Consider the following 14,453-nt stretch of genomic DNA (forward strand, 5'->3'; position numbering starts at 1 on the left):
ATTTTTTATAGGTATTATTAAGACATAAATAAAAGGTGAGTTGAAAGGTCGCGAGAAAGAAACTCATGTACAATAGAGGAAGTCGTGGATTTAAATCAATGAGTAAAAATAATGACAACACTGCGTTATTTAAAAGGTTACCCAGAGCATATTTTAGCTCAAGTTGAGCCAATGGTAACCAATGGAAAGTTGGCGGAATGGGTAAAGAATAAATACCCGACCATGCATGATATTACGTCTGAAAAGGCGTTGTTTGATTACACTCAAGCATTAAAGAACAGGTACATTAAGAAATCATCTCCTCTCAGTAAGGTAGTGTATGATCCTAAAATACATATTGTGAATAACGCATTGGGTTTGCATACGTTTGTGTCACGCATTCATGGCAATAAATTAAAAGCTAAAAATGAGATTAGGATTTCGAGTGTGTTTCGGAAGTCGCCAGAGCCCTTGCTGCGTATGCTCGTAGTACATGAGTTGGCGCACATCAAAGAGAAGGAGCACAACAAGGCGTTTTATGCGTTGTGCTGTCACATGGAGCCTGATTATCATCAGCTTGAGTTTGATGCGCGTTTGTATTTGACTTATTTGGAGACTCAGTCGTCTTAATGTTTTATTTATCGATGCCGTTTTCTTTGCGCTCGACTTCGCATTCGTAAGAGGCCATTTCAAATTCACGGCAGATCCACGGACGATTCTCATAAATAGTGCACATTAGTGTGTCGCGATCTACCGCGGCACACCAACCATCATCTAAACGCAGCATTACTTCACTTCCCCAGTCATCAGTATCGATAAACTCTTCAGGTACGCCAGTATCGGTAATAAGCATGACTTCTAATCGACAGCAACAAGCTCGGCAGGTATCACAGGTTATACCTGAACCTTTGGTTAATGAAGCACTCGTTAACAGAGATTCAGATGAAGGCGAGTCGGTATGAACCGTAATGTCGATTTTGTTGATGGTCATAGTTATCATTATTTATATCAATATAATTTAAGGTTAGCATAGCGCACATTAACCGATAGCACGAACAATAAAGCGTAGAGCGAAGATAATAGGGAGATAAAAAGGTGATGTTACGCGGGATTTTTTTCTGAAGGTTAATCTCTAAATGTAGTTAATTGATACTATTAAAGATAGTATTTTTGAGAAAATAAATCACAAATCTAACTTAGCTCACACTCTGGAATAAATAGATTTAACAAGCTCAATTGGCTTTGCTAAACATACATCTGAAGGGTATGGATTTAGGAGGTTATTATGTCTATTAATTCTATTGATCACGGTGAAATCACCGACATGAATGGCAAGTACGAAATAAACGATGAAGTGATAACAAACATTGCGGAGTGTCAGAAAAAAGCAGCAGCGCGTCGTCGTATTGAAGCGATGCGAGAGATCAGAGAAAGTGGTCTCACCCTAGAAGAAGCGAAAGACCTGGGTCTTATTCATTAATTTTTGATTTCTACCTTCATACCTTCAAGTGTTTTACTAATGCGCCATTGCTAAAGACAGCAGTTTGGCGCATTTTTGTTTCTGCATTCTATACTTTGCACGCTATTGGTAAACAGTGCTAGAAAATAACTCAGTGACGAAGTAGACTTTCGTTGTGATTAATTAAATGAGCTTGTTATGCAAAACCTGTCCCTATTACCTCCGAAAGAAAAAAATGAAATTGAACTTGATAAACAAGCGGCATTCTTTGTGTGGAAGGTGAAAAACGCTAAAGCAGGTCCCGATCTTTGGATCGTAGAGGCTGAGAAGATAGAAGATGAGGCGGAACGTCTCTTTTTTCAGCAATCTATCGAAAAATACAAGTCAAAAATGGGCGTGGCGTAAGGTTCCTTGATCTTTACTAGCCTATTCCCTAAGTAATTTGGTAGAATCTGCCGATAATTTTAAAGTCCATAAACAACAAAGAGAGAATTCCGATGGGAAGAAGTTTTGAAGTGCGCAAGTCTTCAATGGCTAAAACACAAGGCGCAAAAATCAAAGTTTATTCTAAATACGGTAAAGAAATTTACATGTGTGCTAAGAATGGCGGTCCTGATCCAGATATGAACTTGTCTCTAAAACATCTTATTTCGAAAGCGAAAAAAGATCAGGTGCCTACACACATTATTGATAAAGCAATCGACAAAGCAAATGGCGGCGGTGGTGAAGATTACCAACACGCACGTTACGAAGGCTTTGCACCAGGCGGCGCAAGTGTAATCGTTGACTGCTTAACTGATAATGGTAACCGTACTTTCCAAGACGTTCGCCAATGTTTCGTTAAAACTGGCGCTAAAATTGGTAGCCCAGGCACAAGTGCTCACATGTTCGATCACCAAGCTGTATTCCAGTTTAAAGGCGATGACGAAGAAGCCGTACTTGAAGCGCTTATGATGCAAGATGTTGATGTTTCTGATATTGAACTTGAAGATGGCGTGATCACAGTATTCGCACCAAACACTGAGTTCTTTAAAGTGAAAACAGCATTGGCTGCTGAGTTTCCAGATCTAGTTGTAGATGTGGAAGAAATTACGTTTGTACCTCAAAACCCAATGGCGGTTACAGGCGAAGATGCTGAGAAATTCCAAAAATTCTTAGATCTACTAGACGATTGTGATGACGTACAACAGGTTTATCACAACGCAGAATTAGAAGACTAATAGAGCCCTAATTTTACAGAATGAATCAAAGCCGAGCCTTAGTTGCTCGGCTTTTTCGTTTTAAACTGCGCTTTAGGATTGAGTAATCTAGAAGTTACTGTATGCTACAGCGCTCGCAGTTTTGCGCTTAATGAACAATATAGAGAACATTTTAGTATGGGTTTTACCTCTTTGGGCTTATCTGCCCCTATTTTAAAAGCTGTAGAAGCACAAGGTTACAGCACACCTTCACCTATCCAATTACAAGCGATCCCTGCGGTAATTGAAGGGAAGGATGTTATGGCGGCAGCTCAAACAGGTACAGGTAAAACAGCAGGCTTTACTCTTCCTCTTCTTGAGCGTTTATCAAAAGGTCCTACACGTAAGTTTAATCAAGTTCGTGCATTGGTATTAACGCCAACACGTGAGCTTGCAGCACAAGTTCATGAGAGTGTTGAAAAGTACAGTGTCAACCTTCCTCTTACTTCTGATGTGGTTTTTGGTGGCGTTAAAGCTAACCCACAAATGCAGCGTCTTCGTAAGGGTGTTGATGTTTTAGTGGCAACACCAGGTCGTTTATTGGATCTTGCGAACCAAAACGCGATTAAATTCGACCAACTAGAAATCCTAGTTCTGGATGAAGCTGACCGTATGTTAGATATGGGCTTTATTCATGACATTAAAAAAATCTTAAACAAATTGCCTAAGAACCGTCAAAACTTACTGTTCTCTGCAACGTTTTCTGATGAGATCCGCCAATTAGCAAAAGGCTTGGTGAATAACCCAGTTGAGATCTCGGTTGCACAGCGTAATACGACAGCAGAGACCGTTGAACAATCCGTTTACGTTGTTGATAAAACGAAAAAAGCACGTGTGCTTACTAAGCTAATTAAAGACAACGACTGGAAGCAAGTATTGGTGTTTAGTAAGACTAAGCATGGTGCCAACCGTTTAGCAAAAACGCTAGAAGAGAAAGGCGTTAGTGCGGCTGCTATCCATGGTAATAAGAGCCAAGGTGCACGTACTAAAGCGTTAGCTAACTTTAAGTCTGGTCAAGTTCGTGTGTTAGTGGCGACAGATATTGCTGCTCGTGGTCTAGATATTGAGCAATTGCCTCAAGTTATTAACGTTGATTTACCAAAAGTGCCAGAAGATTACGTTCACCGTATTGGTCGTACTGGTCGTGCTGGTGCAACGGGTAAAGCGGTTTCTTTTGTGAGTGAAGATGAAGCAAAAGAGTTATTCGCGATTGAACGTCTAATTCAAAAAGTATTACCTCGTCATACGCTTGAAGGTTTTGAACCAACACTAAAAGTGCCTGAGTCTAAATTGGATACTCGCCCAATAAAAGCGAAGAAACCAAAGAAAGCAAAAGCACCACGTGTGGATCATAAAGATGGTCAACGTTCTGGTGAGAACCGTAATGGTCATAAGCAAGGTGCAAAACCAAGCCAAAGACGCAACACGGAACACAGTGCTGGCGGCGCAAAGAAAGAGGGCGGTAATAATAAAAAACGTTCTGTGGAAGGCGGAAAACCAAAGACAAAAGGCAATGGTGAAAGCCGTGGCAATGGCAGTAATTTTGGTGGTGGTAAACCAAAAGCGGCAGGTAAACCAAAGACCGGTGGTACATCTGCAACAAGTAATACAAAACCACGTCGTCAAGGCCCACGTCCAGCGCGTAAGCCTCAGGCACAATCATAGTTTTATTGTTAACCTTTATTAGAAATCATTAAGAAGCCAGCTAAGTTAGCTGGCTTTGTTGTATATCATCTTTCTTATATTAAGATTAGAAAAACTAATCCAAATCGTATAAAAAATCTCTCCTGAAATAGGCGTAAATTAGATTGCCTGATTTATATAATCGCCTTATTATCTCGCCCTATAAAGGCTTGGCTATATTCATAGTTAGCTTAATCAATTTTATTGTTAAATATTTACTGATGTTAATACCCTTAACATATCTTATTAATACTTTGCTGTGTTTCGGAGAGCAGTCATGCAAAAGTCGTATTCACTTGCGACGTTCAGTTTCCTGATCGTTATTTTAGTTGCTGTTGGTCAAATGAGCCAAACTATGTATGTGCCATCCATTGGCTACATGGCAAGTGAATTCAAGGTAAGTCCTGCTTCATTACAAGCGGTTATGGCTGTGTATTTGATCCCTTATGGTTTATCACAATTTTTCTACGGCCCAATTTCTGATCGTATTGGCCGTCGTGTGGTGATCTTATCAGGTCTTACGTTATATATTGCTGGCACCATCTTGGCGTTATTTGCTCATGATTATTCGTTATTTTTAGCGGGCTGTTTTGTGCAAGGCTTAGGTATTGGGGCTGCGGGGGTAATGTGCCGTACTATTCCACGTGATTGCTTCTCTGGTGATGAACTACATAGAACTAACAGTATTATTAGTATGTGTATGATGTTTTCACCACTTCTGGCTCCAGTGTTAGGTGGTTATTTAACAGAAGCATTTGGTTGGCGTTCAAGCTACTTATTCTTGGCTCTGTTTAGTATTGCGGTATTGATCATCATGACAACCTCAATGAAAGAGACTTTGCCATTAGAGGTGCGTCGTAAAGAGCCAGTATTGAAGAGCTACCGTCACGTATTATCTGAGCACCGCTTTCAAGGCTATTTGATCTGCTTGGTTGCTACATTTGCAGGGGTTGCCGTATTTGAAGCAGCTGCAGGGGTATTGCTGGGTGGTAAACTTAAATTAGCAGCAACAACAGTAAGTATTCTGTTTATTTTACCTATCCCTGGTTATTTAGCGGGTGCTGGTTTATCAAGTGTGATTGCAAAGCGTTGGTCTGAGAAGAAGTCATTAGATGTCGGTCTTGTATCTATTGTTTTAGGCGCGGCGATTGTGTTGGTTCCTGGCATTATGGGATTAACCACAGCACCAACTCTAATTGGTGGTGCAGTATTGTATTTCTTAGGCGCGGGTATTTTATTTCCTGCTGCAACAACAGGGGCGTTATCACCTTTCCCACAGCACGCAGGAACAGCAGGTGCATTACTGGGCGGCATGCAAAACTTGGGCGCGGGTTTAGCAACAATGGTGGCGTCTATGATCCCTGCTAATAGCCAAATGCCTGTTGGGTTAATTATGTTCTTAATGGCGTTACTTGCGGTGTACGGCTTACGTAAAGTACATTCAATTCCACCATCAAGCGAAATGCCATTAGCGGTGTAATACCAATAGCAGTAAATAATTGATCGCAATTAAAAAAGGCCGAGTAGAAATATCTACTCGGCCTTTTTTGTATGTGCCGTCAACTAATACCAATCTACATAAGTATTTGATCATTCTTGCTTGTTAAAATCGATTATATCTGCGTTATAAATTTTGTAATTAGATCCACTAGTTACTGTAATTTATGCCTTGCTCTAATCGATTTTTCCTGCGCAATTATCTGAACAACTACTTATCCAGAATGGTATAAGCGATGTATGGCATTAGTTGACGTTACTTGTTTTGTATTCGCTATTAACCGCGCATACGGCTTACGCGGAATGTACGACCTTTCATTTTACCTGTTGCGATCTTATCTAGTGCTGCTTTAGCAATTGAGCTGTGAACGGCAACGTAAGCGTGGAAATCAAACACGTTGATTTTACCTACTTTTTTACCGTCAACGCCGTCTTTACCAGTTAATGCACCAAGGATATCGCCAGGGCGTAGTTTGTTTTTCTTACCGCCGTCGATCCAAAGCGTTACCATCTCAGGGTAGTGAGGACGCTCATTTAGATAATCTTCACTTGGTAGTGGCTCATCATTAATAGTAATGCTCATGTAATCTTCAATTTGAGCAAAACTGTTCGTTTCTTTGTTATTGAATAAGCTTAATGCGATGCCTTTTTTACCAGCACGGCCAGTACGACCGATACGGTGAACGTGAACTTCAGGATCACGCGATAATTCAAAGTTGATTACTGCATCTAGAGATTCGATATCAAGACCACGAGCGGCAACATCAGTCGCTACTAGGATAGACGTACTCTTGTTAGCAAAGCGAACTAATGCTTTATCACGGTCACGTTGTTCTAAATCACCGTGAAGTGCAGTTACGCTGAAATCAAAGTGACGAAGCTCGTCAGCAACTTCTTGAGTAACACGTTTTGTATTACAGAAGATCACCGCTGATTCAGGACGATGCTTAAGCAGTAGGATTTGAAGTGCACGTAGGCGATCTTCAAAATCATCTACTTTGTAGAAATGCTGCTCGATAGAGGTATTTTCTACTTTGTCTTCTGCTTTTGCCATGATTGGATCGTTCATGATGCGATCAGCAATTGATTTTATTTGTGGTGGGAACGTTGCACTGAACAGTAAGTTTTGACGCTTAGCTGGTGCGTGATCCAATACCATATCAATCGCGTCTTGGAAGCCCATTTCTAGCATACGGTCAGCTTCATCAAGAACAAATGTATTTAGGTTGTCTAGGTTTAAGTAACCTTTACGCAGGTGCTCTTCAACACGACCAGGGGTACCAACGATGATGTGTGCACCGTGCTCAAGTGAGCCAATTTGTGGACCAAATGGAACACCACCACATAACGTTAGAACTTTGATGTTGTGGATAGAGCGAGCAAGCTTGCGGATTTCTACCGCAACTTGGTCAGCAAGTTCACGTGTTGGACACAATACGAGTGATTGAACGCGAAAACGTTTTACATCTAGGTTAGCCAATAAGCCTAAACCAAACGCAGCTGTTTTACCTGAGCCCGTTTTTCCTTGGGCAATGACATCTTTCCCTTTCAGCATGAATGGTAAGCTTTGAGCTTGAATTGGAGTCATCTCGTTATAGCCTAAAGTTTCTAGGTTTTGAAGAAGAGATGGGTTCAGATCTAATGATGAGAAAGAGGTTTGGCTCAAGGTGATTTCCTATAAACAAGTAGAAGCAAAGTAAGATTTGCCTAATGGAAAGCAGAGTAAAGAGAAGAGGCCTAAAAAGCAAGGAAGATCACACTTTTTCTGTCTAAAAAAACAGCAAATAAAGTCTCTCTTTATGTTTAAATTGATAAAGCTATTATTTGAGTTTGTTCGCATCTATGAGTGCTTTAATTGTGAACTCTAATTCTAAATTATTTTTTTTGAACCTAAAACGAACTTATTAGGAGTAAATACGATTATTTACTACTTAAAAGTTTGACCGAAATTGGATTAAGAATAATTAAGGTAAATGTAGTTAAATTGTGTTTTTTGCGGTGACTTTTGTGATCGATTGCTTGTTATGTTTGCGTATTTGTAAATAAGATGAGTTCTATTCATATATAATCAACAGATAGTTAGTAAATGTTGAATATATTAAGGTAATTATCAATTAGAAAAGGATGACAAATAATGGCATACGATACATTAATAACAATTGGTGTTCTGGTTTTCTTAGTACTGGTATTAATAGCATTAGGTGTTAAGACGGTTCCCCAAGGTTTCAATTGGACGGTAGAGCGATTTGGCCGTTACACACACACATTAAAACCCGGATTAAATTTAATCATTCCATTTATTGATAGTATTGGTCAAAAAATCAATATGATGGAACAAGTATTAGATATCCCCGCTCAAGAAGTCATTTCGAAAGATAACGCGAATGTAACCATAGATGCCGTCTGTTTTGTGCAAGTGGTTGATGCAGCAAAAGCCGCTTATGAAGTGAGTGATCTTCAACATGCGATTCGTAATTTAACACTAACGAATATGCGTACGGTGTTAGGCTCGATGGAATTAGATGAAATGCTAAGCCAGCGAGATATGATTAACGTGAAGCTTTTAGCTATTGTCGATTCAGCAACCAATCCGTGGGGAGTTAAAGTCACTCGTATTGAGATCAAAGACGTTCAGCCACCAGCAGATCTAACCGCTGCGATGAATGCTCAAATGAAAGCAGAGCGTAATAAGCGCGCTGACGTCTTAGAGGCGGAAGGGGTTCGTCAAGCCGAGATCCTGAAAGCTGAAGGTCACAAGCAAGCGGAGATTTTAAAAGCAGAGGGTGATAAGCAAGCCGCAATTCTTCAAGCTGAAGCTCGTGAGCGTGCCGCCGAAGCCGAAGCAAATGCAACAAGAATGGTATCAGAAGCGATTTCTCAAGGTGATATGCAAGCCGTGAATTACTTTATTGCGCAGGGTTATACTGAGGCAATTAAGTCTATTGGCCAAGCTGAAAACGGTAAGATTATTATGTTACCGTTAGAAGCGACAGGCCTAATGGGATCGGTTGCTGGCATCGCTGAGATGTTTAAAGTAGATAAAGAGGGTTCTAAATAGGAGTTCATAATGGAATTTTTTGAACAGATGAATCATTGGCATTGGCTAACGCTTGGTTTGCTATTGCTAGCAGGTGAGTTACTTGGTACCGCAGGGTACTTTCTTTGGATTGGGTTATCAGCTGTTGTTGTTGGTGTGTTGTATGCAGTAATACCAATGAGTTGGCAAATGCAGTGGCTAAGCTTTGCTGTATTTTCTCTTTTTACGACGTGGCTTTGGTGGCGTTATCAACATAAAAAAGATGAAAGTTCAGACTCTAATCGGCAGTTAAATCAAAAGGAGAAGCAATTAATCGGTCAAACTTCTCGTTTAGACGAGGATGTTATTGCCGGCCCTTGCCGTATTATTATCGGAGACACAACATGGTCGGCAAAAAGTTTTCAGGATATTCCAAAGGGAACACTGGTTCATGTCGTCTCTGTTGACGGTATTATTTTGACAATTGAGCCAATTAAGAAATAACTTAACATTATATTAAATCAAAATGAGTAATTAATTAGCGTAACGCGTTGGTAAATTGCTCATTTATCACATCTGTCGCTTAAGCGTTAACAACTTACCTTTTTTAGTAACCTTTAAAATTTTATTTTAGCGTATCGCACGTTATAAATTAGTGTGGTTTTTGTAGTTTTTTATTTCATGTTTTTGATTTTTTGCCGATATAGGTTCAAAGGGTTAAAAATGATTCCTATTATCGTAAATACTCATGGAGCGAGTTGTTATTAATTAGTGAGGGTGTAAAACATGAGTTACAAAAATTTAGCCGTAAGAAATAAAATTGCCGTTGTCTTTTCAGGTATTGGACTAGTGATGATCGCATTTGGCTTCTTCTTATTACAAGAATTAAATAAAGTAGAGTCAGAAGTAATTAACTTTACTGACTCTACTGTACCAAGCGTGTTATCTGTTGAAGACATATATTTTGAAATGAATGCGTATCGTCGAAATCAATATGCAGCTTTGACATATCAAGACAAGGATTTACCTGGCTTAGTGTCGATTTTGTCTTCACAAAAAAACGATATAAAAGTTGACCTTGCAAAATACGAAGCGACAGTGGCAAGTGCTGATGAGCGTCGTGTATTTGATCGTGTTAATAATGGTTGGCAAGATTATTTACGCCTTTTAAGTAGTTTTACTCAAAAGATCAGTAATGGCGAAAAAACGTCAGCTCAAGCTGAATTGGTTGATTCATTCCGTCAATTTGAAGAAGTCGGTGCTGCAATGGATGCGTTAGTTGAGGCTAATCTAGTCTTTGTAGCAAATAACCGTTCTTCAATTATGAGCAGTGTTAATAACGTAACAATGGCAACAAAAGTGTCATTTACAGCACTTATTGGCTTCATGATTTTTATTACGTTCTTTTTAGCTCGCCAAATTTGTCGCCCATTAAATTTAGTTGTAGAACAATCTAAAGCGATTGCTGCGGGTGATTTAACGTTCAATCTTGCACGTAACGAAATTGGTAATGATGAGCTAGGTGAATTAGCCGATACCAATATCGAAATGCAAGATCAGCTACGTACATTGATCGAAGATACGATTTCAGCGGTAACTCAATTATCTGCTGCGGTAGAAGAGATGAGCGCGATTTCTGAGCAATCTGCTCGTGGCATGCAACAGCAACAATCTGACATTACAACGGTAGCCGCTGCAATGGAAGAAATGAAAGCAACGGTAGCAGAAGTAGCAAATAATACTGAAACCGCGTCTACGTCTGCTTTAGAAGCATCTGAAGAAGCAAAACAAGGTAACCGTGACGTTCAATCGAATATTGACCAAATCCAAACAGTATCTCGCGATATTGAGCAAGCGGGTGAGCTAGTTGAAGAGTTAGAGCGTGAGTCAAACAACATCAGTGTTGTGGTTGAAGTTATTCGCGGTATTGCTGACCAAACCAACTTACTTGCATTAAACGCGGCAATTGAAGCGGCGCGTGCTGGTGAGCAAGGCCGTGGTTTTGCGGTGGTTGCTGATGAAGTTCGCTCTCTTGCGGGTCGTACTCAATCATCTACTACTGAGATTGTTGAAATTATTGAGAAACTGCAAGCAAGTGCAACACATGCAAAAGCAGCAACAGATCAAAGTTGTTCTAAGATCCGTGTTTGTGTAGAGCAAAGCGTTCAAACGGGTCAATCAATTCAAATGATTGAAGAGACGATGATGAAGGTGACGGACACAAGTATTCAAATTGCAAGTGCATGTAGCCAACAAGATTCAGTCACAGAAGAGCTTGGTCGTAACATTCAAACCATGAGCTTATCAGCAAGTGAAGTAGCATTAGGTGCAGAGCAAACAGCACAATCAAGTGTTGAATTAGCACAATTAGCAACGACGCTACAAACTTCTTTATCACGCTTTAAAGTGTAATAAAAACGACGTTAAACCAGTATTGGTATAAATAGAAAAGGAGATCATTAGATCTCCTTTTTTGCATTTAATAATAGAAAATCTGGAATGGGGGTCACATTTCATGTGTGAGATTTAATGATTGGCACATATTTTTTATAAAAATAAGAATTTAATTTTAATTAATGATCGCCTTATTAATGTAGGTTTGGCGGTGTTATTTTGACTATTGAGCTAACCAGAAAGTAAATCGTCATACTTTTCAAAATAAAACAACCAATTAATTAACCTAATGAATTACCGGGCACTCATTTTGTTACATCTCTAACTTAGCAATGGTTTGCTTCCTTTTTTTTATTACAATTCATTGTTCTTATTTACATTTTTTGAATTATAAAAGTGAGTGACTTTTATCTGTTTTTATTTTATTTTCTCGTCGATTTGCCGTTACAAGGTAAAAGAGTTAAGCAATTTTCTCTATAAAATAACACTCATGGATGAGTTATGAAGAACTATATAAAGGTTGTCAAAACATGAGTTATAAAAATTTAGCAGTGCGTAATAAAATTGCCGTTGTATTTTCGGCGATCAGTTTAGTGATGATAGCGTTTGCTGTTTTCCTATTACAAGAATTAAATAAAGTGGAATCAGAAGTCATTAACTTTACTGATTCGACAGTTCCAAGTGTATTGTCGGTTGAAGATATTTATTTTGATATGAATGCATATCGTCGTAATCAATACGCAGCACTTACTTATCAAGAGAGTGAACTAGCAAGTTTGTTTTCAACGTTAACAACACAAAAAAATCAAATAAACAATGAATTAGCACAATATGAAGCGACGGTAGCAAGTGGCGATGAACGTCGCGTGTTTGATCGTGTTTCAAATGGTTGGAAAGAGTACTTACGTCTATTAAATGGTTTTAATGATAAAGTAAGTAACGGTGCTAAAACGCAAGCACAAACCGAGCTTCTGGGGTCATTTAAGCAATTTGAAGAAGTGGGTTCAGCAATGGAAGCATTGATTGAAATTAACTTAGGTTTTGTTACTAATAACCGTGCCGCTATTATGGGCAGTGTTAATAATGTAACAGCGGCGACTCAAGTGTCGTTTACTACGCTTATTGCCTTTATGATTTTTATTACGTTCTTTTTAGCTCGCCAAATTTGTCGCCCATTAAATTTAGTTGTAGAACAATCTAAAGCGATTGCTGCGGGTGATTTAACGTTCAATCTTGCACGTAACGAAATTGGTAATGATGAGCTAGGTGAATTAGCCGATACCAATATCGAAATGCAAGATCAGCTACGTACATTGATCGAAGATACGATTTCAGCGGTAACTCAATTATCTGCTGCGGTAGAAGAGATGAGCGCGATTTCAGAACAATCTGCACGTGGTATGCAACAGCAGCAATCTGACATTACAACGGTAGCCGCTGCAATGGAAGAAATGAAAGCAACGGTAGCAGAAGTAGCAAATAATACTGAGATGGCCTCTGCATCGGCTTTAGAAGCGTCAGCAGAAGCAAAACAAGGTAACCAAGACGTTCAGTCGAATATTGAACAAATTCAGGTTGTGTCTCGTGATATCGAACAAGCAGGTGAATTGGTTGAAGAGCTAGAGCGTGAGTCAAATAACATCAGCGTTGTGGTTGAAGTTATTCGCGGTATTGCTGATCAAACCAACTTACTTGCATTAAACGCGGCAATTGAAGCGGCGCGTGCTGGTGAGCAAGGCCGTGGTTTTGCGGTGGTTGCTGATGAAGTTCGCTCTCTTGCGGGTCGTACTCAATCATCTACTACTGAGATTGTTGAAATTATTGAGAAACTGCAAGCAAGTGCAACACATGCAAAAGCAGCAACAGATCAAAGTTGTTCTAAGATCCGTGTTTGTGTAGAGCAAAGCGTTCAAACGGGTCAATCAATTCAAATGATTGAAGAGACGATGATGAAGGTGACGGACACAAGTATTCAAATTGCAAGTGCATGTAGCCAACAAGATTCAGTCACAGAAGAGCTTGGCCGTAACATTCAAAGCATGAGCTTATCAGCAAGTGAAGTGGCATTAGGTGCAGAGCAAACAGCACAATCAAGTGTTGAGCTAGCGCAATTAGCAACCACACTGCAAATGTCTCTATCTCGCTTTAAAGTGTAAGCTGATTTAGCGTTTATCGTTGAAATCAAAAACTAAAATAAAAAAGGAGATCGTATGATCTCCTTTTTTGTATCTTATCTACATTAAATTGGTATTAGCTTTTTGCTTTAACCGCTTTGATTAGTACAGACGTATCCATTCGACCTAACCCTTGCTCTTGCAGGTTTTTGTATTCTTGATCGACTTCTTCTGTGAGTGGCAGTTTAATCCCATGAGCTTTTGCTTCATCTAGACAAATGCCAAGATCTTTTCTCATCCAATCAATGGCAAAACCGAAATCGAATTTATCTTGTGCCATGGTACTTGCACGGTTTTCCATCTGCCATGAACCCGCTGCGCCATGCTTTAGCGTATCAACCACCAGATCGATATCTAGATTGGCTTTTTCAGCAAGAATTAGTGCTTCACTTAGGCCTTTTAACACACCTGCGATACAGATTTGGTTTGCCATTTTACAACGTTGCCCTTGACCATTTTCACCAAGAAGAGTAATCGCTTTAGCAAAGCTTTGAATCACAGGTTTTGCGATATTGAATGCTGCTTCATTACCTCCACACATCACGGTTAATACACCGTTTTCAGCACCGGCTTGACCACCAGAGACTGGCGCATCAATAAATTGATTACCTTGTGCTTCACACGCTTTCGCCAGTTCAACCGCTAGAGTGGCTGATGTGGTGGTGTTATCAACTAAAATAGCGCCAGGTTTTAGGCCTGCAAGTACGCCATCGTCACCATAAATCACGCTACGAACATCGTCATCATTACCCACACAAACAAAAACGATGTCTGAGCCTTCAGAGGCTTCACGAGGAGTAGCGGCGGACTGACCTTGGTATTCCGCAGCCCATTGCTTTGCTTTTTCTTCAGTGCGGTTATATACCGTGGTTGAAAAGCCTGTATTTTTTAAATGGCGAGCCATTGGATAGCCCATTACGCCTAAGCCAATGAAGCTAACGTTAGTGATTTCCATGTCATTCCTTATTATGTGCTGTTGTTATTAGCGATTAAAACACAGCTTGTAACCATTT

Annotated in this window: 13 protein-coding genes; 10 read left to right on the plus strand and 3 right to left on the minus strand. The window is 39.8% G+C overall.

Annotated features, from left to right (window positions below):
• Positions 1-111 precede the first annotated feature (111 nt).
• A complete protein-coding gene (locus F8B77_RS03205) occupies positions 112-609 on the plus strand; it encodes a M48 metallopeptidase family protein (protein WP_151653666.1) in 498 nt (165 codons plus the stop codon).
• Positions 610-613: 4 nt separating this feature from the next.
• Here F8B77_RS03205 and F8B77_RS03210 read toward each other — a convergent pair whose 3' ends face one another.
• Positions 614-970: a YkgJ family cysteine cluster protein gene (locus tag F8B77_RS03210; RefSeq protein WP_151653668.1), complete on the minus strand. Its 357-nt coding sequence runs from the start codon at positions 968-970 to the stop codon at positions 614-616.
• A 294-nt stretch (positions 971-1,264) separates the two neighbouring features.
• Here F8B77_RS03210 and F8B77_RS03215 point away from each other — a divergent pair, with 294 nt between their 5' ends.
• The 5 genes from F8B77_RS03215 (at position 1,265) to emrD (ending at position 5,839) form a co-directional block, all read left to right on the plus strand.
• Positions 1,265-1,459, plus strand: coding sequence for a PA3496 family putative envelope integrity protein (locus F8B77_RS03215; protein ID WP_151653670.1), 195 nt, complete (start codon positions 1,265-1,267; stop codon positions 1,457-1,459).
• A gap of 177 nt (positions 1,460-1,636) precedes the next feature.
• Positions 1,637-1,843 (plus strand): DUF3283 family protein, encoded by a 207-nt coding sequence (locus F8B77_RS03220; protein ID WP_151653672.1) that lies wholly within the window; start codon positions 1,637-1,639, stop codon positions 1,841-1,843.
• Positions 1,844-1,935: 92 nt separating this feature from the next.
• Positions 1,936-2,658 (plus strand): YebC/PmpR family DNA-binding transcriptional regulator, encoded by a 723-nt coding sequence (locus F8B77_RS03225; protein WP_151653674.1) that lies wholly within the window; start codon positions 1,936-1,938, stop codon positions 2,656-2,658.
• Between the two features lie 156 nt (positions 2,659-2,814).
• Positions 2,815-4,341, plus strand: a complete 1,527-nt coding sequence (locus tag F8B77_RS03230; RefSeq protein ID WP_151653676.1) for a DEAD/DEAH box helicase — start codon at positions 2,815-2,817, stop codon at positions 4,339-4,341.
• A 295-nt stretch (positions 4,342-4,636) separates the two neighbouring features.
• Positions 4,637-5,839, plus strand: a complete 1,203-nt coding sequence (gene emrD, locus F8B77_RS03235) for a multidrug efflux MFS transporter EmrD (RefSeq protein WP_122032505.1) — start codon at positions 4,637-4,639, stop codon at positions 5,837-5,839.
• A gap of 294 nt (positions 5,840-6,133) precedes the next feature.
• Here the strand turns inward: emrD and dbpA are convergent, their stop codons facing one another.
• Entirely contained in the window at positions 6,134-7,522 is a 1,389-nt protein-coding gene (gene dbpA / locus F8B77_RS03240; RefSeq protein WP_122032506.1) for an ATP-dependent RNA helicase DbpA, read from the minus strand.
• Positions 7,523-7,990: 468 nt separating this feature from the next.
• On the opposite strand from dbpA, the gene F8B77_RS03245 reads away from it, so the two are divergent.
• The 4 genes from F8B77_RS03245 (at position 7,991) to F8B77_RS03260 (ending at position 13,422) form a co-directional block, all read left to right on the plus strand.
• Positions 7,991-8,914, plus strand: coding sequence for an SPFH domain-containing protein (locus F8B77_RS03245; RefSeq protein ID WP_151653678.1), 924 nt, complete (start codon positions 7,991-7,993; stop codon positions 8,912-8,914).
• 9 nt (positions 8,915-8,923) lie between these two features.
• The gene (locus tag F8B77_RS03250) at positions 8,924-9,376 is read left to right on the plus strand and encodes an NfeD family protein (protein WP_151653680.1); all 453 of its coding nucleotides are present in this window, start codon (positions 8,924-8,926) and stop codon (positions 9,374-9,376) included.
• Between the two features lie 282 nt (positions 9,377-9,658).
• A complete protein-coding gene (locus tag F8B77_RS03255) occupies positions 9,659-11,284 on the plus strand; it encodes a methyl-accepting chemotaxis protein (RefSeq protein ID WP_151653682.1) in 1,626 nt (541 codons plus the stop codon).
• Between the two features lie 512 nt (positions 11,285-11,796).
• Complete coding sequence (locus tag F8B77_RS03260; protein WP_151653684.1) at positions 11,797-13,422, plus strand: methyl-accepting chemotaxis protein; 1,626 nt, start codon at positions 11,797-11,799, stop codon at positions 13,420-13,422.
• 94 nt (positions 13,423-13,516) lie between these two features.
• Here the strand turns inward: F8B77_RS03260 and F8B77_RS03265 are convergent, their stop codons facing one another.
• Entirely contained in the window at positions 13,517-14,395 is an 879-nt protein-coding gene (locus F8B77_RS03265; protein ID WP_151653686.1) for an NAD(P)-dependent oxidoreductase, read from the minus strand.
• Positions 14,396-14,453: the final 58 nt, after the last annotated feature.

The organism is Aliivibrio finisterrensis (assembly GCF_008933155.1).
GTDB classification, from domain to species: domain Bacteria; phylum Pseudomonadota; class Gammaproteobacteria; order Enterobacterales; family Vibrionaceae; genus Aliivibrio; species Aliivibrio finisterrensis.